Consider the following 25,800-nt stretch of genomic DNA (forward strand, 5'->3'; position numbering starts at 1 on the left):
AAATTGTTAAAGAGCAGTGCGTTATGGCCTTAACCACTTCGCGAGGTGGCGTATATTACGCTTATCACCTTCAGAGTCAACGTTTATTTTAACGCGTTTTCTCTTTCTTTATCGACCCGCTTGTGTGTGTTCACAGCGCCGTGTCGATGGAGGCGCATTATAGGGATCCGTTTTCGTTACACAACAACTTTCTTGATCTTTTTTTCTGTTCGCGTGTTTTTCGACCCTTTCGATGAGATCTTACTCGATCCACACCACTTTTCAGTTGCCGATGTCTCATATCTGTCGATATTTTGTCTGTAATACGAATAATCAGTATGTGGCAAATAACTACGAGGTTATCGATGAGTGCAAAAACATTCCGTCGCTATAATGGTATTTCTCCCGTTTTAGGCGAAAGAGTCATGGTCGATCATTCCAGCGTGGTGATTGGCAAGGTAACGTTGGGCGATGATGTCGGTATCTGGCCCCTTGTGGCTATACGTGGCGATGTCAACTACATCACAATTGGTGCCAGGAGCAATATTCAGGACGGTTCGGTACTTCATATCACCCACTGCTCAGAGAAAAAGCCTGAGGGTAATCCTCTGATTATTGGGGAAAACGTCACGGTGGGCCATAAAGCGATGCTACACGGTTGCCAAATAGGGAATCGTGTTCTGGTCGGAATGGGGTCAATACTTCTGGATGGCGCGGTGGTTGAGGATGATGTCATGATCGGTGCTGGCAGTTTGGTCCCTCCAGGAAAACGGCTCGAGAAGGGGCATCTATACCTCGGCAGCCCAGTTAAAAAAATTCGACCATTAACACAAGAAGAAATAGAGGGATTAATTTACTCGGCAAACAACTACGTTCGTTGGAAAGACGAATACCTTGCTCAGGACAACGAGTAATAACCTTGATCATTCCATTTTTCAGCAACGATCGTTTGCTCCAGTTCATCCTCAAGATCCCATCGATGCTCCCTGAACAGCGCCAGCCACTGTTCAGGGCTATCACCGCCATAACGCTGCTGAAGCAACGCCACGCTCACCAGACATTCTTGCTGAAAACCATTCACTAAAACAGGAAGACGGATCGCCATCCTCTTCTCATCCCAACTTTCACGATCGGGGAAGTGGATCGCCTGATTCATTTAGCCAGATCCTGCTTCAGTAAATCGATCACGGGTTCCACATCCGGCATCACACCATGCCAAAGTTTAAACGCATGGGCGGCTTGTCCCACCAGCATCCCCAACCCATCAGCGTAGTGGATAGCGCCATGCTGTACGCACCATGATAAAAACGGCGTTAGCTGCGGCAAATAAAACATGTCATAACAGCATGTTTTCCTTGAAATGAGCTCTGGCGATAAATTAGGAATGCTGTCGTACATCCCTGAAGATGTGGCGTTAATAATCAGATCAAAAGACTGGCCATGCAGTTCGTCGAGGGCAGCCGCTTGAATATCACCAATACCACTGAAGATCTTAGCTAATGCATCCGCTTTGGAAAATGTCCTATTCGTCAGCACAACCGAACAGCCATAGGCCAGCAGGGGTTGGATAACACCACGCGCCGCGCCGCCAGCACCAACCAGCAACACACGATCCAACGGTTTCACCAATGCCAATCGTTGCAGATCGCTGAGCAAACCGATGCCATCCGTATTATCACCAAACAGGCGGCCATCACTCAGCCTCTTCAGTGTGTTGACCGCACCTGCCAGCGCCGCACATTCGCTACGCTCATCGGCTTGCGCAAAGGCTCGCTCTTTAAAGGGAGCCGTCACATTCGCACCACCAGCCCCATCACGGAAATACTGGCGCAGCATCTGCTCAAAATCCTCCAGAGGCGCTAATACGCGTTGGTACGTTAACGTTATTCCTGTTTGCGCAGCAAATAGCTCATGGATACGAGGTGATTTACTATGGGCAATCGGATTACCAAAAACCGCAAAAGACGTTACTTCAGACACCTTATCCTCCAACTCGCCTTTACCCCTGACGAATGAGTTCGCCAGTTAAAACATCTCTGATTTCTGATGGATTCATTCTTCCCCCAACATTCCCAAATAGCACAGGGAAATCATTGCCAAACTGCTGGGATACTTCCTGAGCAGTGCGACAAGGCGGTTGGCCGCTTAAATTGGCACTCGTCGACACCAGCGGTTTTCCATAGCGTAGGCACAGCGTTTTAACTAACGGGTGGTCACTAACGCGTACCGCAAGCGAAGAAAATTGCCCCGTTAACCACTGTGGGGTCGTGCGTTTTGCAGGTAATACCCACGTCACCGGACCTGGCCATGTAGAAAACATCATGGCTTTTTGCTCATCAGATAACACACTGTCATCAACGTAAGACACTAGTTGGCTAAAATCCGCCGCAATCAGGATCAGACCTTTTTCCCAAGGGCGCTGTTTTAACGCCAGCAGGCGATTAACCGCCACTTCGCTATCAGGATCGCATCCCAACCCGAATACTGCTTCAGTCGGGTATGCAATCACCTGCTCATTATGTAATTCCCGCAAAATAGGAACGATTAGTTCATCAGACACGTCACGCATTCTTATCAACTTCTGCCGTTATCGGCTTCCCACATAATTTACTGGCACAAAAAAGCTTGATGCCTTGTGCCGTTTTTTTCTCAAACAATAAGGCGTAATGGCAAGAAGGACATTCACCCGCTACTGGCTTATGGTTTACGGTAAACTGGCAATCAGGATAACGATCGCAAGAATGAAATACCTTGCCGTAGCGGGACTTACGCTGTAATAGCGTACCTTCTGTACACTGTGGACATCGAATCGCTGTTTCATCAGGACGATCGATAATCTCGGTATGATGACATTCAGGATAATTACCACAGCCGATGAACATCCCATAACGACCTTGCCGTAATACCAATGTCGACTGGCAAACCGGGCATTGCTGCCCATCTAACACTTTGACGATGTGTCCATCAGCTTGCGCTTTCAGTGGACGAATGAACTCACATTCCGGGTACGCAGAACAGCCAAGAAACGGGCCGTGCCGACCAGAACGAATAACCAGCACTGACCCACAGTCTGGACATATTTCCTGCTTTTTTTCAGCAAACAGTGCTGGCTTAGCCATTCGAATTGTTGTTCCTCTGGCTATTGCACATAACCGTCATTGACCTCAAAAAGTAATTCTTCCATTTGCTGATAGGCATTCTCACAACCCGGTACATTGAAAAGCACCATGAGAATGACCCATTTCAGATCTTCCAGATCAAACTCCTGCGTTTCCAATGCCATGACGCGTTCGATAACCATCTCCCGCGTTTCAAGGTTCAGAACCTGAATTTGCTCAAGGAACAATAAAAAGCCACGACATTCCGCATCAAGACGCAACGTTTCATCCTGCGTATAGATCCGCATAGCCAGCGGATCGTTCGCTAAATAAAGCGGTGCCGTCTGCCCTTCCTGAATATCGGCCAATTTTTCCAGCCAACTCAACGCGCTATAGATATCGTTACGATCGAATCCAGCGCGGGTGAGGTCATCAGTCAACGTATCCTGATCGACACGCATTTCAGTTTCATTGTGGATGTAGCTCTCAAACAAGTACATGAGTACGTCGAACATGGCTTGCCCTCCTTAATCGGACATAGCCGCCGGGTACTGCTGCGATCCATCCTGCTAACTCCAGTTCTAATAGCTTGGTGACTATTTCTGGCACAGGTTGGCCGGCACGTTCAGCGACAACGTCAACAGGTGTAACCTCATCTCCTACGTTAGCCAACACGTCGGCAAATGGCAATTCGCCAGCCTCTTCTTCGTCAGAAATAGTTTGCCGACTTTCTACTGGCAGCCACTGTAATTCACTCATCAACCGTTCAAGAATATCCTTCGGGTGCGTCACCAGACTAGCTCCCTGCTGGATCAGCCAGTGTGTCCCCTCAGTCATAGGATTGCCGATAGGCCCCGGTAGAGCGAACACCTCTCGCCCTTGCTCTAAAGCATAACGCGCCGTGACCAACGACCCACTACGGATAGACGCTTCAACAACCAGAACGCCGAGGCCTAACCCACTGATAATGCGATTTCTTCTGGGAAAATTGGTTGGGAAAGGCGGCATAGCAAGAGGAAATTCGGAGACCAGCGCACCGCCATCGCGACAAATACGTTCAGCAAGCTTAAGATGCCGCCTGGGATAAATATTCTCCAGCCCGCTTCCCAACACTGCAAGGGTTCTCCCGCCGGCATCCAAGGCAGCGCGATGCGCAATGCCATCAATGCCAATCGCCAACCCGCTTGTCACGGTAAGTTCATTCGCGGCCAACTCTTGAGCGAAGAAGCCTCCCCAACGTTCACCGTAAGCACTGCTACCCCGACTACCGATGATCGATATTTGCGGCGATCCTAATAATTCAGGAGATCCAGCGACAAAGAGCAGCAGCGGAAAATCGCGAATAGTGCCCAACAGAAAGGGATACAGAGCATCTTCACACGTCACAATATGGTGATGAGGGTGAGACACCCAGTGGAATGTTTCTTCCAGAATCTTACGATCATAGGTACAAAACTGAGTTATTTGGGCATCAGACAGGCCTAACTTGCTCAGAATCTCGTTATCGAACGTATTTAAGTCAATAAGCTTTCTAGCAATAGTCTGGGCACGTCTGGCTCCCAGATGCCGCACTCCCGTCATACGTAGCCAAATTTCCGTTGATAGCATCCGCGTCCCTTATTCCACTATGTTCAGATAAGTGGTGCAATTCAGTGCTGATGCTGTCAATCGGAGCAGGAAATGTCTAGAATGAGCATTAAGACTCTCTCACTATTCAGATACAGATCTAAACATATATGGCAGTTTTGCAGGTATTACATTTTCCAGACGAGCGGCTCCGCATTACTGCGCAGCCCGTAAAAGAAGTCAATGCAGATATTCAACGTATCGTGGATGATATGTTCGATACCATGTACGAAGAAGAAGGTATTGGGCTGGCAGCGACACAAGTCGATATCCATCAACGTATTATTGTTATTGACGTTTCTGAAGAGCGAAACCAGCGGCTGGTGCTGATCAATCCCGAGCTGATAGAAAAGAGCGGCGATACAGGTATTGAAGAAGGCTGCTTGTCGATCCCTGAAACACGAGCGTTGGTTCCTCGTGCAGAGCGTGTAAAAGTGCGTGCGTTGGATCGTGAAGGTAAAACGTTCGAACTGGAAGCAAGCGAGCTACTCGCTATTTGTATTCAGCATGAAATGGATCATCTGGTTGGGAAACTGTTTATTGATTACCTTTCCCCGCTTAAACGCCAGCGCATTCGTCAAAAACTGGAAAAGCTGGCTAAGCAAAATAGCCGAGCCCGATAATTTTCATTCTGACAGGAAGCACCGTGTCTGATTCTTTACGCATCATCTTTGCCGGAACCCCTGATTTTGCGGCGCGTCATCTTGACGCGCTTTTATCATCAGGACATCAGGTCGTTGGCGTTTTCACTCAGCCTGACCGACCATCAGGCCGAGGCAACAAGCTCACCCCAAGCCCGGTAAAAGTGCTGGCAGAGCAATATAGCATCCCCGTTTTTCAGCCCAAATCTCTGCGGCCAGCAGAAAATCAGGCGCTGGTTCAGGCGTTAGAGGCGGATGTGATGGTCGTCGTCGCCTACGGTTTAATTCTGCCGCAGCCCGTGTTATCCATGCCCCGTCTTGGCTGCATTAATGTCCACGGTTCTCTGTTACCTCTTTGGCGTGGAGCCGCACCGATCCAGCGCGCGCTGTGGGCGGGGGATAGTGAAACTGGCGTGACGATCATGCAAATGGACGTTGGACTCGATACCGGTTCGATGCTGCACAAAATTTCGTGCCCTATCCTGCCACAAGATACCAGCGCAACCTTGTACGATAAACTTGCTGAGCTGGGGCCGCGTGGATTATTGGAAACTCTGGAACAGCTTGCAGATGGCAGCGCTGTCGCTGAAGCGCAAAATGATGCGCTTGCCACCTATGCAGAAAAGCTCAGCAAAGAAGAAGCACACCTTAACTGGCAGCTTCCAGCAGAGCAACTGGCGCGCTGTGTTCGTGCTTTTAACCCTTGGCCAATGAGTTATTTCATCGTAGATGGACAACCAGTGAAAGTCTGGAAAGCTGAAGCGCTCGCAAAAGCACATGGCTCACAGCCTGGCACAATCATACTGGCTGATAAGCAGGGCATTCAGGTAGCAGCAGCCGAGGGCATCCTGAATATTCAGGAATTGCAGCCCGCAGGCAAAAAAGTGATGAGTGCGCAGGATCTGCTTAACTCACGTCGTGAATGGTTCATCCCTGGTAATATCCTGAACTAAGCTATTTTTCATACCGGTGCCATGCCGGTATATCCTCTCTCTTTTACCTATACGTCATCGCTAACACATGAAAAGCTCATATAATCTACGCAGTATTGCCGCAAAAGTGGTGGGACAAGTTCTGGATCAAGGGCAATCGCTCAGCGCCTTATTACCTGTTCATCAGCGTGAAGTTTCCGATAAAGATCGCGCACTTTTGCAAGAGCTTTGCTTCGGCGTATTACGCGTTTTACCGCAGTTGGAATGGTGTATTCAACAACTGATGGCGAAGCCCCTCACGGGCAAGCAGCGTACGCTGCACTACCTCCTCATGGTCGGTATCTATCAATTACACTACACTCGGATTCCACCACATGCCGCTCTGGCAGAAACGGTAGAAGGCGCAGTGGCATTAAAAAGGCCACAGCTTAAAGGGCTGATCAATGGCGTATTACGCCAGTTCCAGCGACAACAGGAAGAGCTTATTCAACGTGAGGCGACTCACTCATCTCACTACCTGCACCCAAGCTGGCTGCTGGCGCGCATTGAGCGTGCCTATCCACATCACTGGCAAAACATCGTTGAGGCGAATAATCAACGCCCTCCGATGTGGCTACGTGTGAATCGGTTACATCATACGCGCGAGGCGTACCTAAACCTGCTGAAGCAGGAGGGAATTGAAGCATTTCCTCATGCTGAATACAGCGATGCGATACGGCTTGCATCTCCCTGTGTGGTCGATCAGTTGCCAGGATTTTCACAAGGATGGGTAACAGTACAGGATGCTTCTGCCCAAGGCTGTGTCTATTGGCTCGATCCACAAGATGACGAGCAGATCCTCGATCTCTGCGCCGCACCCGGTGGAAAAACGACACACATTTTAGAAGCTGCGCCAAAATCTCATGTCCTTGCTGTCGATATAGATGACACTCGATTAGGTCGGGTAAAAGAAAATTTACTGCGGTTACAAATGCATGCGGAAGTGAAGCAAGGCGATGGGCGTTACCCTGACTCATGGTGTGAAGGGCGTACATTTGATCGCATTCTGCTAGATGCCCCTTGTTCAGCGACGGGTGTGATTCGCCGCCACCCTGACATTAAATGGTTACGCCGAGACAGAGATATTGAGGAGTTGGTATCACTGCAAAAAGAGATTCTTGATGCCGTCTGGCCATATCTAAAAACCGGCGGCACAATGGTCTATGCCACCTGTTCTATCCTTCCACAAGAAAATTCACAGCAAATTATTGATTTCCTGGCTCGCCATACCGATGCAACGCTTGTCGATACAGGAACGAAAGAAATGCCAGGTATACAGATGCTTCCCCATGCTGATAGTGGCGATGGTTTCTTTTATGCGAAGCTGGTAAAAAACTGATATTGAACCCAGTATTGTCTGCAACAAGCAGCAATCAATAAACGGCATGGCTTATATGAAAATTATCATTCTTGGCGCAGGTCAGGTCGGCGGAACACTGGCAGAAAACCTTGCCGGCGAAAATAATGACATTACTGTCGTTGATACTGATGCAAATCGGTTACGCCAGCTTCAGGATAAGTTCGACCTGCGTGTCGTTACGGGCTATGCCTCTCATCCACGCGTGTTACGTGAAGCGGGGGCGGAAGATGCGGATATGCTGGTCGCCGTGACCAATTCAGATGAAACGAATATGGTAGCCTGTCAGATTGCTTATTCTCTGTTTAAAACACCAAACCGGATTGCGCGCATTCGTGCCGCCGAATACATCCGTGAATCAGAACAGCTATTTTTACCGGAAGCCGTTCCCATCGATCATCTGATCTCTCCAGAACAACTGGTGATTGATAACATTTACAAATTAATCGAATATCCAGGAGCACTTCAGGTCGTCAACTTCGCTGAAGGAAAGGTGAGTCTTGCTGCCGTTAATGCTTACTATGGCGGCCCGCTGGTCGGTAATGCCCTCACCTCTCTGCGTGAACACATCCCACATGTAGACACACGCGTTGCGGCTATTTTCCGTCACGATCGTCCCATTCGTCCACAAGGATCCACCATTATCGAAGCCGGGGACGAAGTGTTTTTTGTCGCGGCCTCCCAGCATATTCGTGCGGTGATGAGCGAATTACAGCGCCTTGAAAAACCGTATAAACGGATCATGATCGTTGGCGGAGGCAATGTCGGTGCCGGATTAGCACAGCGGTTAGAAAAAGACTACAGCATCAAGTTAATAGAACGAAATGCAGATCGCGCGGTGGAACTGGCCGAGCTTCTACAAAATACCGTCGTTTTTCATGGTGATGCTTCTGACCAAGAGTTGCTCGCTGAAGAACATATTGAACAGATCGATGTGTTCATCGCTATTACCAATGATGACGAAGCGAATATTATGTCGGCGATGCTGGCCAAAAGGATGGGGGCAAAAAAAGTCATGGTGCTCATTCAGCGTCGAGCTTATGTCGATCTGGTCCAGGGCAGCGTCATCGATGTCGCTATTTCCCCACAACAGGCGACTATTTCTGCGCTACTCGGCCATGTGCGTAAGGCAGATATCGTTAGCGTATCTTCTTTACGTCGAGGCGTAGCCGAAGCGATCGAAGCCATCGCCCATGGTGACGAAGGCACATCAAAAGTCGTCGGAAGAATGATTGAAGATATTAAACTCCCGCCAGGCACCACTATAGGCGCAATTGTTCGCGGTGATGACGTCATCATTGCCAACGCAAATAGCAAAATTGAGCAGGGAGATCATGTCATCATGTTCCTGACTGACAAGAAGTTTGTACCTGATGTTGAACGGTTATTTCAACCAAGCCCTTTCTTTTTGTAATGTAGGAACGGATTTATTACCAGCCGATAATCTGGCAAAGATACAGCTATTGGTTAGAATTAATTTATATTTTTGGCAAGGAGAGTGGATATGAGTATCATTAAAGAATTCAGAGAGTTTGCCATGCGTGGCAATGTTGTCGATTTGGCGGTGGGTGTCATTATTGGTGCCGCTTTCGGTAAAATTGTCTCTTCCCTGGTATCAGATATCATCATGCCACCACTAGGGCTCTTAATTGGTGGTGTCGATTTTAAACAATTCAGTCTTATTCTTCGTGATGCCCAAGGCGAAATTCCCGCCGTCGTCATGAACTATGGCACTTTCATCCAAAATATCTTTGATTTTATTATCGTCGCTTTCGCGATTTTTATAGCGATCAAGCTTATGAATAAAATGCGGCGCAAACAGGAAGATACACCTGCCGCACCACCAAAACCTAGTGCAGAAGAGAAGCTATTAGCTGAAATTCGCGATTTACTTAAAGAACAACAGCCCAAACAGTAAAAATTGAGTTTCTATTCAACCGTTGCTTCATTACGCAAAAAGTAGAAAGGCCAGAGGTAAATAATCATTTGATTGCTTACCACTGGCCTCCCAACCACCTTTTTTCGCATGCTTATCTTTTCTACGATAACTTCCTTTCCCTTTTTCATTCACTTCAATTCGTTGTCGAAACAGTGGGTCATGTAGCAACGCCTCAATGGCGTTATCCTGAATTTTCCCACGTTTGTGGCGGTATGTGGTCATCATTGCTCCTAAGAAAGCTGAGTTGATATGTACATCAATAAAACGTGCAGAGTATATAGTCGAAATGGATGGATAGGAACAGGCGGGATGTATTTTTCAGCTCGCTTAGACACAGGTAATTGCTCACAATATGTACTTATGCGAAAGAATAATTTATTTCAGATATAAAAAAACCGGGTTTCCCCGGTTTTTTCACGCTCTTACAGATTACTCTGCAGTAGCTACTTCTTCTGTCTGAGAGACTGAGCGATCAACAAGCTCGATGTATGCCATCGGCGCATTGTCACCAGCACGGAAGCCACACTTCAGAATACGAGTGTAACCACCGGCACGGCTCGCGAAACGCGGGCCCAGTTCATTAAACAGTTTTGCCACGATCTCGTTATCACGAGTACGGGCGAATGCCAGACGACGATTAGCAACGCTGTCGGTCTTGGCAAGAGTAATCAGCGGTTCAACAACGCGACGCAGCTCTTTCGCTTTCGGCAGGGTCGTCTTGATGATTTCATGACGAACCAAAGAACTAGCCATGTTACGGAACATAGCCTGACGATGGCTGCTGTTACGGTTCAGTTGACGACCACTCTTACGATGGCGCATGACCTTATCCTTCTCAGTAAAACCTTAACCTGTGATCTGGTTACTCATCAGCAATGCTTGCCGGTGGCCAGTTTTCCAAGCGCATGCCCAGAGACAGACCACGGGAAGCCAGTACATCTTTAATCTCTGTAAGAGATTTTTTACCCAGGTTAGGCGTTTTGAGCAGCTCAACCTCGGTACGCTGTACCAGATCACCGATGTAGTGGATAGCTTCTGCCTTGAGGCAGTTAGCAGAGCGGACAGTCAATTCCAGATCGTCAACAGGGCGCAGCAGAATCGGATCGAATTCTGGTTTCTCTTCTTTAACTTCTGGCTGACGAACATCACGTAAGTCAACAAAAGCTTCAAGTTGTTCAGCCAGAATGGTGGCCGCACGGCGGATCGCCTCTTCAGGATCGATCGTGCCATTGGTTTCCATTTCGATGACTAGCTTGTCCAGGTCAGTACGCTGTTCTACACGAGCTGCTTCAACATTGTAGGCAATACGCTCTACAGGGCTGTAGCAAGCATCAACTAACAGACGACCAATCGGGCGCTCATCTTCTTCCGTATGAATACGGGCAGATGCCGGCACATAACCACGACCACGTTGAACTTTGATACGCATACTAATAGATGCGTTCTCATCGGTCAGGTGGCAAATTAAGTGCTGCGGCTTGACGATTTCGACATCACCATCATGGATGATGTCGGCTGCAGTCACAGGGCCAATGCCAGATTTATTCAGGGTAAGGATAACTTCATCTTTGCCTTGAACTCTCACCGCCAGCCCTTTCAGGTTGAGCAGGATTTCCAGGATATCTTCCTGTACGCCTTCTTTGGTGCTGTACTCATGCAGTACACCATCAATCTCAACCTCGGTCACCGCGCAACCTGGCATGGATGAAAGCAGAATACGGCGCAGTGCGTTGCCAAGAGTATGGCCGAAGCCTCGCTCTAATGGCTCAAGGGTCACCTTGGCGTGCGTCGAACTCACTTGCTCGATATCAACCAGGCGCGGTTTTAGAAACTCTGTCACAGAACCCTGCATTGTGTCCTCTCTTTGGTACTAAGCTTTACTTAGAGTAAAGCTCGACGATCAGGTGTTCATTAATGTCCGCAGACAGATCGGTACGTTCAGGAATACGTTTGAACACACCTTCCATCTTGGCAGCATCAACTTCTAGCCAAGTTGGCTTTTCACGCTGTTCAGCCAGCTCCAGAGCGGCTTTCACGCGAGATTGCTTTTTCGCTTTCTCACGGATGCTGACGACATCATTCGGGGATACCTGATAAGAAGCGATGCTAACAACGCGACCGTTTACCATGATAGCTTTGTGGCTTACCATCTGACGTGCTTCTGCACGAGTGGCACCAAAACCCATACGATAAACAACGTTATCCAGACGACCTTCCAGCAGTTGCAGCAGGTTCGCACCTGTGTTGCCTTTCAGACGAGCGGCTTCTTTATAATAGTTACGGAACTGACGCTCCAGAACACCGTAAATACGGCGAACTTTTTGTTTTTCACGCAACTGTACACCATAGTCAGACAGACGCGGTTTACGCGCACCATGCTGACCAGGAGCTTGTTCAATTTTACACTTGGAATCGATCGCACGAACACCAGACTTCAGGAACAGGTCGGTGCCTTCACGACGGCTCAGCTTGAGCTTAGGACCCAAATATCTTGCCATTTTCTTTCTCCAACAATCCTAAAAGCGGCGTTATACGCGGCGCTTTTTCGGCGGACGACAACCGTTATGAGGGATCGGAGTCACATCAGTAATATTAGTGATGCGGAAACCAGCCGCGTTCAATGCGCGGATAGTAGACTCACGGCCCGGACCAGGTCCTTTAACCATAACTTCCAGGTTCTTAATACCGTACTCTTTCACGGCCTCTGCGCAACGTTCTGCAGCTACCTGAGCAGCGAACGGCGTAGATTTACGAGAACCACGGAAGCCGGAACCACCGGCAGTTGCCCAACCCAGCGCATTACCCTGACGATCAGTAATGGTTACGATGGTGTTGTTGAAAGAAGCATGGATATGAGCCACACCGTCAGAGACTTGCTTTCTTACACGCTTACGTGCACGAATAGGTGCCTTTGCCATTATTCAATCACCCCGATTATTTCTTGATCGGTTTGCGCGGACCCTTACGGGTACGGGCGTTAGTCTTGGTACGCTGACCGCGAACCGGCAGACCACGACGATGACGCAAACCACGATAAGTACCAAGGTCCATAAGACGCTTGATGCTCAGGGTAACTTCACGACGCAGATCACCTTCTACAACAAACTTGGCAACTTCGTCACGCAGCTTATCGATTTGCTCTTCAGACAGCTCACTGATCTTAACATCTTCGGCAATTCCTGTTGCAGCACAAATAGCCTGCGAACGAGTTTTACCGATACCGAAAATCGACGTTAACGCAATAACGGTATGTTTATGATCAGGAATGTTAATGCCTGCTATACGGGCCACTATGCACTCCTACAATTTTATACAGCAACACCATTCTGAAAAGCCCGTTTTCAGGATACTCAAATAATGTTGCAGCTACATACAAAAGATTGGCTGGCTAATCTAGCCAGCTCAACCCAACTTTGCAAGAAAAATATGCGAGATAATCAGCCTTGACGCTGTTTATGCTTCGGCTCGGCACTGCAGATCACACGAACGACACCGTTACGCTTAACAATCTTACAGTTACGACATAATTTCTTGACGGAAGCACGAACTTTCATTTTTACTCTCCGTAACTTCTCAAGCTCACCTAATTAACGGTTATAGCCTTTCAGGTTTGCTTTCTTCAATGCAGACTCATATTGACTCGACATCATTAGAGTTTGCACTTGAGCCATAAAGTCCATGATGACGACAACAACGATCAATAAAGATGTACCCCCGAAATAGAAAGGCACTTTCATTGCGTCACGCATAAACTCCGGGATCAGGCAGATAAAAGTAATATACATCGCACCAATCAGAGTCAGGCGAGTCATCACTTTATCGATATATTTCGCCGTTTGCTCTCCCGGACGAATTCCTGGCACGAATGCACCGGACTTCTTCAGGTTATCTGCTGTTTCACGCGGGTTGAAAACCAACGCAGTGTAGAAGAAACAGAAGAAGATGATTGCAGATGCATAGAGTAACACATAAAGCGGTTGTCCGGGCTGCAAATACAGCGAAATAGTTGTCAGCCAGTTCCAACCAGTACCGCCCCCAAACCAAGATGCGATCGTGGCCGGGAACAGAATAATGCTGGAGGCGAAAATTGCAGGGATAACCCCAGCCATGTTCACCTTCAGCGGTAAATGCGTACTCTGTGCTGCATAAACACGACGACCTTGTTGACGTTTTGCATAATTAACGACGATACGACGTTGACCACGCTCAATGAAAACAACGAAGAAGGTTACTGCAAACACTAAAACTGCAACCAACAGCAACAGGAGGAAGTGCAGGTCGCCTTGCCGAGCTTGCTCGATGGTATGGCCAATGGCCGGCGGTAGACCCGCAACAATACCAGCAAAGATTATGATCGAAATACCGTTACCGATACCACGTTCTGTAATCTGTTCTCCCAGCCACATCAGGAACATTGTCCCGGTAACCAGGCTCACAACAGCGGTAAAGTAGAAAGCAAAACCTGGATTTATTACCAAGTCCTGCATCCCAGGCATATTCGGTAAACCGGTAGCAATACCGATCGACTGGAATATAGCCAATACCAAAGTGCCGTAGCGCGTATACTGGCTAATCTTACGACGGCCAGCTTCCCCTTCTTTCTTTATTTCAGCCAAGGCGGGATGAACCACCGTCAGCAACTGGATAATAATTGATGCCGAAATATACGGCATAATTCCCAGTGCAAAGATAGAAGCACGGCTGAGAGCACCACCAGAGAACATGTTAAACATTTCAATGATGGTGCCTCGCTGCTGTTCAAGCAATTTGGCAAGCACAGTGGCATCAATACCAGGAATTGGGATAAAAGAGCCAATACGGAAAACAATTAGCGCACCGATAACAAACAAAAGTCTGCGCTTCAGTTCACCAACTCCGCCTTTAGCACTCTGAAAATCTAATCCTGGTTGTTTAGCCATCTGCTACTTATTCCTCAATTTTACCGCCAGCAGCTTCGATAGCAGCACGAGCACCTTTAGTGACACGCAGACCACGAATCGTTACCGGACGAGCAACTTCACCAGACAGAATCACTTTCGCGAATTCAATCTGAATGCCAATAACATTAGCGGCTTTCAGCGTATTCAGGTCAACTACGTCGCCTTCTACTTTAGCAAGATCAGACAGACGAACTTCTGACGTGATCATCGCTTTACGAGAAGTAAAACCGAATTTCGGCAGACGACGGTATAAAGGCATCTGACCACCTTCAAAACCACGACGTACGCCACCGCCAGAACGAGACTTCTGACCTTTGTGACCACGACCGCCAGTTTTGCCCAGGCCAGAACCAATACCACGACCTAAACGCTTCGGTGCGTGTTTAGCACCTTCGGCCGGAGACAGAGTATTTAAACGCATCTGTTACTCCTCCACTTTAACCATGTAGGAAACCGCGTTGACCATACCGCGAACCGCAGGAGTATCCTCACGTTCAACAGTATGACCAATACGACGCAGACCCAGGCCAAGCAGTGTTGCCTTATGTTTCGGCAGACGACCGATTGCACTACGGGTTTGAGTGATTTTAATAGTCTTTGCCACGGTCAATTACCCCAGAATTTCTTCAACGGATTTACCACGCTTGGCAGCGACCATTTCCGGGGACTTCATATTAGCCAAACCATCAATCGTTGCACGAACCACGTTAATCGGGTTAGTGGAACCATAGGCTTTAGCCAATACGTTGTGAACCCCTGCAACTTCCAAAACGGCGCGCATTGCACCGCCGGCAATAATACCGGTACCTTCGGAAGCTGGCTGCATGAACACACGAGACCCCGTGTGAGCACCTTTAACTGGGTGCTGCAGGGTGCCGTTGTTCAGCGCGACATTCATCATATTGCGACGGGCTTTTTCCATCGCTTTCTGGATCGCTGCTGGAACTTCGCGAGCTTTACCGTAACCAAAACCAACGCGACCGTTACCATCACCCACTACAGTCAGTGCGGTGAAGCTGAAAATACGGCCACCTTTAACGGTTTTAGATACGCGATTTACCGCGATCAGCTTTTCCTGCAGTTCGCCAGCTTGTTTCTCGATGTGAGCCATCTTACACCTCTACCTTAGAACTGAAGGCCAGCTTCACGGGCAGCATCTGCCAGTGCTTGGACTCGACCATGATATTGGAAACCGGAACGGTCGAAAGAGACATCCTTGATGCCTTTTTCTAACGCGCGTTCTGCAATAGCTTTACCTATTGCGCTTGCTGCGTCTTTGTTACCGGTAGACTTCAGTTGTTCAGCGATAGCTTTTTCTACAGTAGAAGCGGCTACCAGGACTTCAGAACCGTTCGGTGCAATGACCTGCGCATAAATATGGCGTGGTGTACGATGTACCACCAGACGCGTCGCACCCAGTTCCTGGAGCTTACGGCGTGCGCGGGTCGCACGACGGATACGAGCTGCTTTCTTATCCATAGTGTTACCTTACTTCTTCTTAGCCTCTTTGGTACGCACGACTTCGTCGGCGTAACGGACACCCTTGCCTTTGTAAGGCTCAGGACGACGGTAGGCGCGTAATTCCGCAGCAACCTGACCAATAACCTGCTTATCAGCACCTTTCAGTATGATTTCAGTTTGGCTTGGGCATTCTGCAGTAATACCTGCCGGCAGTGCATGATCTACTGGGTGAGAAAACCCAAGAGACAGGTTAACCACATTGCCTTTAACAGCAGCACGGTAACCAACACCAACCAGTTGCAGCTTCTTAGTGAAGCCTTCGGTAACACCGATAACCATTGCGTTCAACAGAGCGCGAGTGGTACCCGCCTGGGCCCATCCGTCAACGAAACCTTCGCGTGGTGCGAAAGTCAGAGCGTTGTCAGCTTGTTTTACTTCAACAGCATCGTGGATCTTACGACTCAGCTCGCCGTTTTTACCCTTAATCGAAATATCCTGACCGTTGAGTTTTACCTCTACGCCGGCAGGAATGACGACGGGTGCTTTTGCAACACGAGACATTCTTTCCTCCCGATTAAGCTACGTAGCAGATAATCTCGCCACCAAGACCAGCCTGGCGAGCTGCACGATCAGTCATAACACCTTTAGAGGTAGAAACAACTGCGATACCTAAACCAGCCATAACTTTTGGCAGCTCATCTTTTCTTTTATAGATGCGCAGACCTGGACGGCTTACTCGCTGAATGCTTTCTACCACTGCCTTACCCTGGAAATATTTAAGTTCTAATTCCAGAACTGGCTTGGTGTCGCCTTCAATTTTGAAATCTTCAATGTAACCTTCTTCCTTCAGCACGTTGGCAATTGCCACTTTCAGCTTGGAGGAAGGCATGGTGACCGCAACTTTGTTCGCGGCTTGACCGTTACGGATACGGGTCAGCATATCCGCGATCGGATCTTGCATGCTCATCTGTCTTTACTCCCGTGATTCAATTGGTGACAATTACCAGCTAGCCTTTTTCAGACCCGGAATTTCACCGCGCATAGCGGCTTCACGGACCTTGATACGGCTCAACCCGAACTTCCGCAGGAAAGCGTGCGGACGACCAGTTTGGCGACAGCGGTTACGCTGACGAGACGGGCTGGAATCACGCGGCAGAGTCTGCAGCTTAAGAACTGCATCCCAACGATCTTCGTCGGATGAGTTCACACCAGAGATGATAGCTTTCAATTCCTCGCGTTTAGCGCGGTATTTTTCAGCCAGTTTCACACGAACAACTTCGCGTGCTTTCATGGATTGCTTAGCCATTAGTAACCCTACCTTACTTGCGGAATGGGAAGTTAAAGGCGGCCAACAGCGCACGGCCCTCATCATCGGATTTCGCAGTAGTGGTAATGGTAATGTCCAAACCACGAACGCGATCGACTTTATCGTAGTCGATTTCCGGGAAGATGATCTGCTCACGCACACCCATGCTGTAGTTACCACGACCATCGAATGACTTGGCAGACAAGCCACGGAAGTCACGAATACGTGGTACAGCAATGGAAATCAGACGCTCAAGGAACTCCCACATGCGTTCGCCACGCAGAGTCACTTTACAGCCGATCGGATAGCCCTGACGGATTTTGAAGCCTGCAACAGATTTGCGTGCTTTGGTGATCAACGGTTTTTGACCGGAGATTGCTGCCAGATCAGCTGCTGCATTATCCAGCAGTTTCTTGTCAGCGATCGCTTCACCAACACCCATATTCAGGGTGATCTTCTCGACCCGAGGGACTTGCATGACAGAATTGTAGTTAAACTCAGTCATGAGTTTTTTAACTACTTCGTCTTTGTAGTAATCATGCAGTTTCGCCATCGTACTACTCCAAATTACTTGATAGTTTCGCTGTTAGATTTAAAGAAACGGACTTTTTTGCCGTCTTCGAATCTAAAGCCTACACGGTCAGCCTTACCAGTTGCCGCATTGAAGATTGCAACGTTAGAAACTTGAATTGCAGCTTCTTTTTCAACGATGCCGCCTGGTTGATTCAGGGCCGGAACCGGCTTCTGATGTTTTTTAACCAGGTTAATACCTTCAACAATGACCTTACTAGCAGACAGGACATTTTTTACTTTACCGCGCTTACCTTTATCTTTGCCGGTTAGCACGATAACTTCGTCATCACGACGGATTTTCGCTGCCATGATTCGCTCCTTAAAGTACTTCTGGTGCCAGAGAGATAATTTTCATGAACTTCTCATTACGCAGTTCACGAGTTACCGGCCCAAAAATACGCGTACCGATAGGCTGTTCGCTGTTATTGTTTAAAATAACGCAAGCATTGCCATCGAAGCGAATGACAGAACCGTCCGGGCGACGAACACCCTTCTTGGTGCGCACCACTACCGCCTTCAGAACATCGCCTTTTTTCACCTTACCGCGAGGAATTGCTTCCTTGATGGTAATTTTGATGATATCGCCGACGCCTGCGTAGCGACGGTGCGAGCCACCTAGAACCTTGATACACATTACGCGACGTGCACCGGAATTATCGGCCACGTTCAGCATAGTCTGTTCTTGGATCATTTTAGTGCTCCGCTAATGTCAACTACTACTTTAGGACCCTTTCGGGCCATTAAATACCCCATAATTGAGGGCGCAGCATTATAACACCGCTTCCTTGGTATGGGTAGAAAAAATAAACGGCCCTTTGCAGAGCCGTTTATCATAAGAGAAGAGCGCTACTTTATTACAGAATCGCTTTCTCTACAACGCGAACAAGTGTCCAAGACTTAGTTTTGGACAGTGGACGGCATTCGCGGATTTCAACCACGTCACCGATACCACATTCATTGTTCTCGTCATGTACGTGCAGCTTAGTCGTACGTTTAATGAATTTACCGTAAAGCGGGTGTTTCACAAAACGTTCGATAGCAACAACCATGGATTTCTCCATTTTGTCACTTACAACACGACCTTGCAGAGTACGGATTTTATCGGTCATTACGCACCCGCCTTCTCAGTCAGTAAAGTCTTAACACGTGCAATATTGTGACGCACTTGTTTTACCAGGTGAGTCTGTTGCAGTTGACCACTGGCAGCCTGCATACGCAGGTTAAATTGCTCGCGCAGTAAGCCGAGCAGTTCAGTGTTCAGCTCTTCAACGCTCTTTTCACGCAGCTCATTTGCTTTCATTACATCACCGTCTTAGTTACAAAGGTGGTTTTGATAGGCAGTTTCGCTGCTGCCAGTTGGAATGCCTCGCGGGCTAACTCTTCCGGCACACCGTCCATTTCGTACAGGACTTTACCTGGCTGAATCAAGGCAACCCAATATTCCACGTTACCTTTACCTTTACCCATACGAACTTCAAGCGGTTTCTCGGTGATCGGTTTGTCCGGGAATACTCGGATCCAGATCTTACCTTGACGCTTAACAGCACGGGTCATGGCACGACGTGCAGCTTCGATTTGACGAGCAGTCAGGCGACCGCGGCCAACAGCTTTCAGACCGAAAGTGCCGAAGCTAACATCCGTACCCTGCGCCAGACCACGGTTGCGGCCCTTGTGCACCTTACGGAATTTTGTACGCTTTGGTTGTAACATCAGCGACTCTCCTTACTTGCGGCCTTTACGCTGCTGCTTTTTAGGTTGAGCAGCCGGTTTTTCCGGTTGTTCAACGGCAGCCATACCACCCAGAATCTCACCTTTGAAGATCCACACTTTCACACCGATAACACCATAAGTGGTGTGCGCTTCGGACGTGTTGTAGTCGATATCCGCACGCAGTGTATGCAACGGAACGCGACCTTCACGGTACCATTCGGTACGCGCGATTTCAGCGCCGCCAAGACGGCCGCTTACTTCAACTTTAATACCTTTAGCGCCCAGACGCATGGCGTTCTGTACCGCACGCTTCATAGCACGACGGAACATCACGCGACGCTCCAGCTGAGAAGTGATGCTGTCAGCAACCAGTTTTGCGTCCAGTTCAGGCTTACGAACTTCTGCGATATTGATCTGTGCAGGTACGCCAGCGATATCCGCTACGACTTTGCGCAGTTTTTCAACATCTTCACCTTTTTTACCGATCACGATGCCTGGGCGAGCAGTGTGAATAGTCACACGAATGCTTTTTGCAGGACGTTCGATAACGATACGAGAAACGGAAGCTTTTTCCAGTTCCTTCGTCAGGTATTTACGAACTTTAAAATCGCTGTCCAGGTTGTCAGCGAATTCTTTGGTATTCGCATACCAGGTAGAGTTCCAAGGTTTGACAATACCCAGGCGAATACCATTAGGATGTACTTTCTGACCCATTGCTAGTCTCCAGAGTCTCAGCGATCGGACACAACCACAGTAATGTGGCTGGTACGCTTCAGGATGCGATCCGCACGACCTTTAGCACGCGGCATAATGCGCTTCATGCTTGGGCCTTCGTCTACGAAAATTTTCGCGACTTTCAGATCATCAATGTCAGCGCCATCGTTGTGTTCTGCGTTAGCAATAGCAGACTCCAGCACTTTTTTAACCAGACCAGCAGCTTTCTTGTTGGTGTAGGTCAGAACTTCCAGAGCTTGCGACACTTTCTTACCGCGAATCAGGTCTGCCACCAGGCGAACCTTTTGAGCAGAAGAACGAGCGTGGCAATGTTTAGCGATAGTTTCCATCTCTTCCTCCTACCTTAGCGCTTCTTGGCCTTTTTATCGGCCGCATGGCCGCGATAAGTACGAGTCGGCGCGAATTCACCCAGTTTGTGACCGACCATTTCATCGGAAACAAACACCGGAACGTGCTGACGACCATTATGGACAGCGATGGTCAAACCGATCATATTTGGAAAGATCGTTGAACGACGGGACCAAGTGCGCAAAGGCTTCTTGTCTCCGCTTTCCACCGCTTTCTCTACCTTCTTCAGCAAGTGCAGGTCAATAAAAGGACCTTTCTTGAGAGAACGTGGCATGGTTTATCCTCTAAGATTATTTAGTACGGCGACGTACGATAAATTTATCAGTACGCTTGTTGCTGCGGGTCTTCTTACCTTTGGTCTGAACGCCCCACGGAGAAACCGGGTGCTTACCAAAGTTACGACCTTCACCACCACCGTGTGGGTGGTCGACTGGGTTCATTGCCGTACCGCGAACGGTAGGACGAACACCACGCCAGCGTGCAGCACCAGCTTTACCCAGAACGCGCAGCATGTGCTCAGCGTTGCCAACTTCGCCCAGTGTAGCGCGGCAGTCGGATTCGACTTTACGCATTTCACCAGAACGCAGACGCAGGGTAACGTAAGAACCGTCACGAGCAACGATCTGAACGTAAGCACCAGCAGAACGCGCCAATTGGCCGCCTTTACCTGGTTTCATTTCTACGTTGTGAACCGTTGAACCGACAGGAATGTTACGCATAGGCAGGGTGTTACCCGCTTTAATCGCAGCATCAACGCCAGATTGGATCTGGTCGCCGGCTTTCAGGCCTTTCGGCGCCAGGATGTAACGACGCTCGCCGTCTTTGTACAGAACCAGCGCAATGTTCGCGGAACGGTTCGGGTCATACTCCAGACGCTCAACAACCGCAGGAATACCATCTTTATTGCGTTTGAAGTCAATCAGACGATATTGCTGTTTGTGACCACCACCGATGTGACGGGTAGTGATGCGGCCATTGTTGTTACGGCCACCGGATTTGCTGTTCTTTTCCAGCAACGGGGCATAAGGTTTGCCCTTGTGCAGCTCAGGGTTAACCACTTTAACAACGTGGCGACGACCCGGAGATGTCGGTTTACATTTAACAACTGCCATTGTCTTTCTCCTCCGACTTACTCAGCGCCGCCGATGAAGTCCAGATTCTGGCCTTCTTTCAGGGTGACGTAAGCTTTTTTCCAGTCGCTGCGACGACCAATACGCTGTCCGTGACGCTTAACTTTGCCCTTAACAACCAGGGTGTTTACGTCTTTAACTTCAACTTCGAACAGTTTCTCTACAGCAGCAACGATCTCTGCTTTAGTCGCGTCTTTAGCAACTTTGAGAACGATGGTGTTGGTTTTTTCCATCGCGGTAGATGCTTTTTCAGATACGTGCGGCGCGCGCAGTACTTTCAGCAGACGTTCTTCACGGATCATGCCAGCATCTCCTCAACTTGCTTAACTGCATCAGCAGTCATAACGACTTTGTCGAAGGCGATCAGGCTAACTGGGTCGATACCTGCTACATCACGTACGTCAACCTTGTACAGGTTACGCGCAGCCAGGAACAGATTCTCATCCAGTTCACCGGTGATGATCAGCACGTCTTCCAGTGCCATTTCTTTCAGTTTCTGAGCCAGCAACTTAGTTTTCGGTGCTTCTACAGAGAACTTCTCGACAACGATCAGACGATCTTGACGTACCAGTTCGGACAGGATGCTTTTCAGCGCGCCGCGGTACATCTTTTTGTTAACTTTCTGACTGTGGTCCTGAGGCTTAGCAGCGAAGGTCACACCACCGGAACGCCAGATCGGGCTCTTGATAGAACCAGAACGCGCACGGCCAGTACCTTTCTGACGCCAAGGTTTTTTACCGGAACCAGTTACTTCAGCACGGGTCTTCTGGGCACGAGTACCTTGACGGGCACCTGCTGCATAAGCAACAACAACCTGATGTACCAGCGCTTCGTTGAAATCACGACCGAAGGTAGTTTCGGAAACAGTCAGCGCGCTTTGCGCGTCTTTCAATACTAATTCCATTGCTATCTCCTCACGCCTTCACAGCTGGTTTAACGATCAGGTCGCTACCGGTAGCTCCCGGTACAGCACCTTTAACCAGCAGCAGGTTGCGCTCAGCGTCAACACGCACTACGTCCAGGCTCTGAACAGTTACACGTTCGTTACCCAGCTGGCCTGCCATTTTCTTGCCTTTGAACACTTTGCCCGGAGTCTGGTTCTGACCGATAGAACCCGGAACACGGTGAGACAAGGAGTTACCGTGGGTTGCATCTTGAGTACGGAAATTCCAGCGCTTAACTGTGCCAGCAAAACCTTTACCTTTAGATGTACCAGTAACGTCTACTTTTTTAACGTCAGCGAAAATTTCAACACTGATGCTTTGACCTACAGTGAACTCTTCGCCTTCAGACAGACGGAATTCACGCAGAGTGCGGCCAGCTTCTACGCCAGCTTTAGCAAAGTGACCTGCTTCTGGTTTGGTAACACGGTTTGCTTTTTTAGCACCCGTCGTTACTTGCACAGCGCGGTAACCGTCGTTAGCCAGGTCTTTAACCTGAGTGACGCGGTTTGCTTCAATTTCGATAACGGTTACGGGGATAGATACGCCATCTTCAGTGAAGATACGGGTCATGCCCACTTTTTTACCGACTAAACCAATCATTGTTTCAACCTCTCAATCGCTCAATGACCTGATTAACCCAGGCTGATCTGCACGTCTACACCAGCAGCCAGATCCAGACGCATCAGAGCATCAACGGTTTTCTCGGTTGGCTCAACGATGTCAACCAGACGCTTGTGAGTGCGAATCTCGTACTGATCGCGCGCATCTTTATTGACGTGCGGAGAAATCAGAACGGTAAAGCGCTCTTTGCGGGTCGGCAGCGGGATCGGACCACGTACTTGCGCACCAGTGCGCTTAGCAGTCTCGACGATTTCCGCAGTTGATTGATCAATCAAACGATGATCAAACGCTTTCAGGCGGATACGGATTCTTTGGTTCTGCATGAGACCAGAGCTCCAATTATTTATAAACGTAAATGATTACTCCTCACACCCATTTCGATTGATGGGGGAGTGTAATCGTTAGCACATAACTCCCATATCGGGAGTATTGTTTCGACCAATAAATAAATATCGGTCCTCTGATTCTTATTGAATCAGGCTTACCCTGTTTAGGTAGGCTCGCGCATTATACGCAAATTGACGGAGGAAGCAACAAGCGGGATGAAATGATTTTAACGCGGCCGGAGCGCTGTTGATCGGTCCGGCCGGATTAGCTCATAGGATAGAAACTTACCGCTATTCAGCTTTTAGCTGGGCTTGAAGATAGTTTTGTATCCCAAGGCGAGTAATCAAATCCAGTTCGGTTTCCAACCAGTCGATGTGCCCTTCTTCATCGGCAAGAATTTCTATCATTAAATCCCGACTAACGTAGTCATGCACTGAATCCGCATAGGCAATTGCCTCACGCAGATTCTTTGCGCCATCCAACTCAAGTTGAAGATCAGAACGCAAGATCTCTTCAACATCTTCGCCAATATTTAACTTACCCAAATCCTGTAAATTTGGGATGCCTTCAAGAAACAGAATTCGTTCGATGTAGCGATCAGCATGTTTCATTTCGTCAATAGACTCATGATATTCGTGATCGTTAAGACGGGTTAAGCCCCAGTTTTTAAACATCCGGGCATGAAGAAAATATTGGTTAATGGCTACCAGCTCGTTGCCCAATAGCTTATTCAGGTGTGTAACGACTTTTTTATCGCCTTTCATGACATGACCCTCCGCTCCAGTTCTTAAAGTGTAGAACCGGCTAGCAAAGAGTCAAAAAAACAACCCTACATTTTATGCTACTTCATACATATCAGGAATTTTTGCCTGCTCTTCCTCAAAAATGACACGCGCCTGACGGATACATTTACCGCAGTCTGTCCCGATAGGAACGAGCTTGCGTAATTGTTGCATAGACTGAGGCTGGTGCTGACGAACAGCATTACGAATGGTTTTGTCAGAAATCGCGTTGCACAAACAAACATACATACCAGAATGACTCATCGTTATCGCGAGTGTCTTTCGCGTTGCCTTTTCGGGACACTGCAAACGGTATTTAAAATCGCTCCTAGCGATTTTTTAACCAATCGATTTATTGTAAATAAGAATTGTTTTTATTTCAATTTACATCTAGTCATTCAGGCATAAAAAAAGGCACCGAAGTGCCTTTTTCATGCATTGAGTTTATCAGCGATTAAGCGATAACTTTAGCAACAACGCCCGCGCCTACAGTACGACCGCCTTCACGGATAGCAAAACGCAAGCCGTCGTCCATCGCGATTGGGTGGATCAGGGTAACAACCATTTTGATGTTGTCGCCCGGCATTACCATCTCTACGCCTTCTGGCAGTTCGATGGTGCCCGTTACGTCAGTCGTACGGAAGTAGAACTGAGGACGGTAGCCTTTGAAGAACGGAGTATGACGGCCGCCTTCATCTTTGCTCAGGATATACACTTCGGATTCGAACTGAGTGTGCGGCTTGATTGAACCCGGCTTAGCCAGAACCTGACCACGCTCGATTTCTTCACGTTTGATACCACGCAGCAGAACACCAACGTTCTCACCCGCACGGCCTTCGTCCAGCAGTTTGCGGAACATTTCTACGCCAGTACAAGTTGATTTCGCTGTATCTTTGATACCCACGATTTCAACTTCTTCACCGACTTTAACGATACCGCGCTCTACACGACCAGTAACAACTGTACCACGGCCAGAGATGGAGAATACGTCTTCGATTGGCAGCAGGAACGGCTTGTCAATTGCACGCTCTGGTTCTGGGATATAAGAATCCAAGTGTTCTGCCAGTTCGATGATTTTTGCTTCCCACTCAGCTTCGCCTTCCAGCGCTTTCAGCGCAGAACCACGAACCACTGGGGTATCATCGCCTGGGAAGTCGTACTGAGACAGCAGCTCACGCACTTCCATCTCAACCAGTTCCAGCAGTTCTTCGTCATCAACCATGTCACATTTGTTCAGGAACACGATGATGAAAGGAACGCCAACCTGACGACCCAGCAGGATGTGCTCACGCGTCTGAGGCATTGGGCCGTC

General features: G+C 48.6%; 44 protein-coding genes. 6 read left to right on the top strand and 38 right to left on the bottom strand.

All coding sequences use genetic code 11. The features are described 5' to 3' along the window. The first annotated feature begins 344 nt into the window (after window positions 1–344). Window positions 345–893, top strand: a complete 549-nt coding sequence (locus tag OI69_RS10165; protein ID WP_039349707.1) for a gamma carbonic anhydrase family protein — start codon at window positions 345–347, stop codon at window positions 891–893. Here OI69_RS10165 and OI69_RS10170 read toward each other — a convergent pair. Genes OI69_RS10170 through dprA form a run of 6 tightly spaced genes read right to left on the bottom strand, consistent with a single transcriptional unit; the run spans window position 878 to window position 4,685 of the window. Then, a complete protein-coding gene (locus OI69_RS10170) occupies window positions 878–1,135 on the bottom strand; it encodes a DUF1488 family protein (protein WP_039349710.1) in 258 nt (85 codons plus the stop codon). The two genes, OI69_RS10165 and OI69_RS10170, sit on opposite strands and share 16 nt — an antisense overlap. Next, a complete protein-coding gene (gene aroE, locus OI69_RS10175) occupies window positions 1,132–1,959 on the bottom strand; it encodes a shikimate dehydrogenase (protein WP_039349743.1) in 828 nt (275 codons plus the stop codon). The genes OI69_RS10170 and aroE overlap by 4 nt, the downstream gene beginning before the upstream one ends. 19 nt (window positions 1,960–1,978) lie before the next feature. Next, window positions 1,979–2,548: an L-threonylcarbamoyladenylate synthase type 1 TsaC gene (gene tsaC / locus OI69_RS10180; RefSeq protein ID WP_039349712.1), complete on the bottom strand. Its 570-nt coding sequence runs from the start codon at window positions 2,546–2,548 to the stop codon at window positions 1,979–1,981. Continuing rightward, window positions 2,541–3,098, bottom strand: a complete 558-nt coding sequence (locus OI69_RS10185; protein ID WP_039349715.1) for a DNA topoisomerase family protein — start codon at window positions 3,096–3,098, stop codon at window positions 2,541–2,543. Before OI69_RS10185 ends, tsaC begins: the two co-directional genes overlap by 8 nt. Before the next feature lie 20 nt (window positions 3,099–3,118). Beyond that, entirely contained in the window at window positions 3,119–3,592 is a 474-nt protein-coding gene (gene smg, locus OI69_RS10190) for a DUF494 family protein Smg (protein WP_015841913.1), read from the bottom strand. Further along, on the bottom strand, window positions 3,564–4,685 hold the full coding sequence (gene dprA, locus OI69_RS10195; protein WP_039349716.1) for a DNA-protecting protein DprA: 1,122 nt from the start codon (window positions 4,683–4,685) through the stop codon (window positions 3,564–3,566). Before dprA ends, smg begins: the two co-directional genes overlap by 29 nt. Window positions 4,686–4,813: 128 nt before the next feature. On the opposite strand from dprA, the gene def reads away from it, so the two are divergent. The 5 genes from def to mscL all read left to right on the top strand — a co-directional run bounded on the left by def (window position 4,814) and on the right by mscL (window position 9,590). Continuing rightward, a complete protein-coding gene (gene def / locus OI69_RS10200) occupies window positions 4,814–5,326 on the top strand; it encodes a peptide deformylase (protein ID WP_039349717.1) in 513 nt (170 codons plus the stop codon). A gap of 23 nt (window positions 5,327–5,349) precedes the next feature. Next, entirely contained in the window at window positions 5,350–6,297 is a 948-nt protein-coding gene (gene fmt / locus OI69_RS10205; RefSeq protein ID WP_039349718.1) for a methionyl-tRNA formyltransferase, read from the top strand. 67 nt (window positions 6,298–6,364) lie between these two features. Next, window positions 6,365–7,654, top strand: coding sequence for a 16S rRNA (cytosine(967)-C(5))-methyltransferase RsmB (gene rsmB, locus OI69_RS10210; protein ID WP_039349721.1), 1,290 nt, complete (start codon window positions 6,365–6,367; stop codon window positions 7,652–7,654). Window positions 7,655–7,700: 46 nt separating this feature from the next. Continuing rightward, the gene (trkA, locus tag OI69_RS10215; protein WP_327078727.1) at window positions 7,701–9,086 is read left to right on the top strand and encodes a Trk system potassium transporter TrkA; all 1,386 of its coding nucleotides are present in this window, start codon (window positions 7,701–7,703) and stop codon (window positions 9,084–9,086) included. A gap of 90 nt (window positions 9,087–9,176) precedes the next feature. Then, complete coding sequence (gene mscL / locus OI69_RS10220) at window positions 9,177–9,590, top strand: large-conductance mechanosensitive channel protein MscL (RefSeq protein ID WP_039349724.1); 414 nt, start codon at window positions 9,177–9,179, stop codon at window positions 9,588–9,590. 30 nt (window positions 9,591–9,620) lie between these two features. On the opposite strand, the gene OI69_RS10225 is transcribed toward mscL, so the two are convergent. From OI69_RS10225 to tuf, 32 genes are all read right to left on the bottom strand, one after another. Further along, on the bottom strand, window positions 9,621–9,833 hold the full coding sequence (locus OI69_RS10225; protein WP_039349726.1) for an alternative ribosome-rescue factor A: 213 nt from the start codon (window positions 9,831–9,833) through the stop codon (window positions 9,621–9,623). A 207-nt stretch (window positions 9,834–10,040) separates the two neighbouring features. Then, window positions 10,041–10,433, bottom strand: coding sequence for a 50S ribosomal protein L17 (gene rplQ / locus OI69_RS10230; RefSeq protein WP_005970246.1), 393 nt, complete (start codon window positions 10,431–10,433; stop codon window positions 10,041–10,043). Between the two features lie 40 nt (window positions 10,434–10,473). Then, on the bottom strand, window positions 10,474–11,463 hold the full coding sequence (locus OI69_RS10235; protein ID WP_005970247.1) for a DNA-directed RNA polymerase subunit alpha: 990 nt from the start codon (window positions 11,461–11,463) through the stop codon (window positions 10,474–10,476). A gap of 25 nt (window positions 11,464–11,488) precedes the next feature. Next, complete coding sequence (gene rpsD / locus OI69_RS10240; RefSeq protein WP_010286047.1) at window positions 11,489–12,109, bottom strand: 30S ribosomal protein S4; 621 nt, start codon at window positions 12,107–12,109, stop codon at window positions 11,489–11,491. 30 nt (window positions 12,110–12,139) lie between these two features. Continuing rightward, complete coding sequence (gene rpsK, locus OI69_RS10245; RefSeq protein WP_002919257.1) at window positions 12,140–12,529, bottom strand: 30S ribosomal protein S11; 390 nt, start codon at window positions 12,527–12,529, stop codon at window positions 12,140–12,142. 16 nt (window positions 12,530–12,545) lie between these two features. After that, on the bottom strand, window positions 12,546–12,902 hold the full coding sequence (gene rpsM, locus OI69_RS10250; protein ID WP_010286058.1) for a 30S ribosomal protein S13: 357 nt from the start codon (window positions 12,900–12,902) through the stop codon (window positions 12,546–12,548). A 146-nt stretch (window positions 12,903–13,048) separates the two neighbouring features. Beyond that, window positions 13,049–13,165: a 50S ribosomal protein L36 gene (rpmJ, locus tag OI69_RS10255; protein ID WP_002227352.1), complete on the bottom strand. Its 117-nt coding sequence runs from the start codon at window positions 13,163–13,165 to the stop codon at window positions 13,049–13,051. Between the two features lie 33 nt (window positions 13,166–13,198). Further along, on the bottom strand, window positions 13,199–14,530 hold the full coding sequence (gene secY / locus OI69_RS10260; protein WP_005970255.1) for a preprotein translocase subunit SecY: 1,332 nt from the start codon (window positions 14,528–14,530) through the stop codon (window positions 13,199–13,201). A gap of 7 nt (window positions 14,531–14,537) precedes the next feature. Beyond that, a complete protein-coding gene (gene rplO, locus OI69_RS10265; protein WP_015841922.1) occupies window positions 14,538–14,972 on the bottom strand; it encodes a 50S ribosomal protein L15 in 435 nt (144 codons plus the stop codon). Between the two features lie 3 nt (window positions 14,973–14,975). Further along, the gene (gene rpmD, locus OI69_RS10270) at window positions 14,976–15,155 is read right to left on the bottom strand and encodes a 50S ribosomal protein L30 (RefSeq protein WP_004846568.1); all 180 of its coding nucleotides are present in this window, start codon (window positions 15,153–15,155) and stop codon (window positions 14,976–14,978) included. Window positions 15,156–15,161: 6 nt separating this feature from the next. Further along, a complete protein-coding gene (gene rpsE, locus OI69_RS10275; protein WP_005970257.1) occupies window positions 15,162–15,662 on the bottom strand; it encodes a 30S ribosomal protein S5 in 501 nt (166 codons plus the stop codon). A gap of 14 nt (window positions 15,663–15,676) precedes the next feature. Continuing rightward, on the bottom strand, window positions 15,677–16,030 hold the full coding sequence (gene rplR / locus OI69_RS10280) for a 50S ribosomal protein L18 (protein ID WP_010286111.1): 354 nt from the start codon (window positions 16,028–16,030) through the stop codon (window positions 15,677–15,679). A 9-nt stretch (window positions 16,031–16,039) separates the two neighbouring features. Then, on the bottom strand, window positions 16,040–16,573 hold the full coding sequence (rplF, locus tag OI69_RS10285; protein WP_039349732.1) for a 50S ribosomal protein L6: 534 nt from the start codon (window positions 16,571–16,573) through the stop codon (window positions 16,040–16,042). A gap of 13 nt (window positions 16,574–16,586) precedes the next feature. Beyond that, the gene (gene rpsH, locus OI69_RS10290; RefSeq protein WP_005970261.1) at window positions 16,587–16,979 is read right to left on the bottom strand and encodes a 30S ribosomal protein S8; all 393 of its coding nucleotides are present in this window, start codon (window positions 16,977–16,979) and stop codon (window positions 16,587–16,589) included. Window positions 16,980–17,012: 33 nt separating this feature from the next. After that, window positions 17,013–17,318, bottom strand: coding sequence for a 30S ribosomal protein S14 (gene rpsN / locus OI69_RS10295; RefSeq protein WP_010286114.1), 306 nt, complete (start codon window positions 17,316–17,318; stop codon window positions 17,013–17,015). A gap of 13 nt (window positions 17,319–17,331) precedes the next feature. Next, the gene (gene rplE, locus OI69_RS10300; protein WP_005970265.1) at window positions 17,332–17,871 is read right to left on the bottom strand and encodes a 50S ribosomal protein L5; all 540 of its coding nucleotides are present in this window, start codon (window positions 17,869–17,871) and stop codon (window positions 17,332–17,334) included. A gap of 14 nt (window positions 17,872–17,885) precedes the next feature. Beyond that, complete coding sequence (gene rplX / locus OI69_RS10305) at window positions 17,886–18,200, bottom strand: 50S ribosomal protein L24 (protein WP_015841924.1); 315 nt, start codon at window positions 18,198–18,200, stop codon at window positions 17,886–17,888. Between the two features lie 10 nt (window positions 18,201–18,210). Continuing rightward, entirely contained in the window at window positions 18,211–18,582 is a 372-nt protein-coding gene (gene rplN, locus OI69_RS10310) for a 50S ribosomal protein L14 (protein WP_000613954.1), read from the bottom strand. A gap of 163 nt (window positions 18,583–18,745) precedes the next feature. Beyond that, a complete protein-coding gene (rpsQ, locus tag OI69_RS10315) occupies window positions 18,746–19,000 on the bottom strand; it encodes a 30S ribosomal protein S17 (RefSeq protein ID WP_011095505.1) in 255 nt (84 codons plus the stop codon). After that, on the bottom strand, window positions 19,000–19,191 hold the full coding sequence (rpmC, locus tag OI69_RS10320) for a 50S ribosomal protein L29 (protein WP_005970272.1): 192 nt from the start codon (window positions 19,189–19,191) through the stop codon (window positions 19,000–19,002). The genes rpsQ and rpmC overlap by 1 nt, the downstream gene beginning before the upstream one ends. Next, window positions 19,191–19,601, bottom strand: a complete 411-nt coding sequence (gene rplP / locus OI69_RS10325) for a 50S ribosomal protein L16 (protein ID WP_005970273.1) — start codon at window positions 19,599–19,601, stop codon at window positions 19,191–19,193. The genes rpmC and rplP overlap by 1 nt, the downstream gene beginning before the upstream one ends. 12 nt (window positions 19,602–19,613) lie before the next feature. Continuing rightward, a complete protein-coding gene (gene rpsC, locus OI69_RS10330) occupies window positions 19,614–20,315 on the bottom strand; it encodes a 30S ribosomal protein S3 (RefSeq protein ID WP_005970274.1) in 702 nt (233 codons plus the stop codon). A gap of 17 nt (window positions 20,316–20,332) precedes the next feature. Then, window positions 20,333–20,665 carry a 50S ribosomal protein L22 gene (rplV, locus tag OI69_RS10335; protein ID WP_005970275.1) on the bottom strand — a complete coding sequence of 111 codons (333 nt, stop codon included), beginning with the start codon at window positions 20,663–20,665 and terminating at the stop codon, window positions 20,333–20,335. A gap of 14 nt (window positions 20,666–20,679) precedes the next feature. Beyond that, window positions 20,680–20,958, bottom strand: coding sequence for a 30S ribosomal protein S19 (gene rpsS, locus OI69_RS10340; protein WP_004929772.1), 279 nt, complete (start codon window positions 20,956–20,958; stop codon window positions 20,680–20,682). 16 nt (window positions 20,959–20,974) lie between these two features. Next, window positions 20,975–21,796: a 50S ribosomal protein L2 gene (gene rplB, locus OI69_RS10345; protein ID WP_010286179.1), complete on the bottom strand. Its 822-nt coding sequence runs from the start codon at window positions 21,794–21,796 to the stop codon at window positions 20,975–20,977. 17 nt (window positions 21,797–21,813) lie between these two features. After that, complete coding sequence (gene rplW / locus OI69_RS10350; RefSeq protein ID WP_005970277.1) at window positions 21,814–22,116, bottom strand: 50S ribosomal protein L23; 303 nt, start codon at window positions 22,114–22,116, stop codon at window positions 21,814–21,816. Further along, window positions 22,113–22,718, bottom strand: coding sequence for a 50S ribosomal protein L4 (rplD, locus tag OI69_RS10355; protein WP_039349737.1), 606 nt, complete (start codon window positions 22,716–22,718; stop codon window positions 22,113–22,115). The genes rplW and rplD overlap by 4 nt, the downstream gene beginning before the upstream one ends. A 10-nt stretch (window positions 22,719–22,728) precedes the next feature. Continuing rightward, a complete protein-coding gene (rplC, locus tag OI69_RS10360; protein ID WP_010304941.1) occupies window positions 22,729–23,358 on the bottom strand; it encodes a 50S ribosomal protein L3 in 630 nt (209 codons plus the stop codon). A gap of 32 nt (window positions 23,359–23,390) precedes the next feature. Then, window positions 23,391–23,702 carry a 30S ribosomal protein S10 gene (rpsJ, locus tag OI69_RS10365; protein ID WP_001181005.1) on the bottom strand — a complete coding sequence of 104 codons (312 nt, stop codon included), beginning with the start codon at window positions 23,700–23,702 and terminating at the stop codon, window positions 23,391–23,393. Window positions 23,703–23,996: 294 nt separating this feature from the next. Then, window positions 23,997–24,470, bottom strand: a complete 474-nt coding sequence (gene bfr, locus OI69_RS10370; RefSeq protein ID WP_039349740.1) for a bacterioferritin — start codon at window positions 24,468–24,470, stop codon at window positions 23,997–23,999. Window positions 24,471–24,542: 72 nt separating this feature from the next. Further along, window positions 24,543–24,737, bottom strand: coding sequence for a bacterioferritin-associated ferredoxin (gene bfd / locus OI69_RS10375; protein ID WP_039349749.1), 195 nt, complete (start codon window positions 24,735–24,737; stop codon window positions 24,543–24,545). Window positions 24,738–24,942: 205 nt separating this feature from the next. Further along, window positions 24,943–25,800 (bottom strand): elongation factor Tu (tuf, locus tag OI69_RS10380; RefSeq protein WP_039348144.1); only part of this gene is annotated, 858 nt, incomplete at its 5' end.

The sequence above is a fragment of the Pectobacterium fontis genome (genome assembly GCF_000803215.1).
GTDB classification, from domain to species: Bacteria; Pseudomonadota; Gammaproteobacteria; order Enterobacterales; family Enterobacteriaceae; genus Pectobacterium; species Pectobacterium fontis.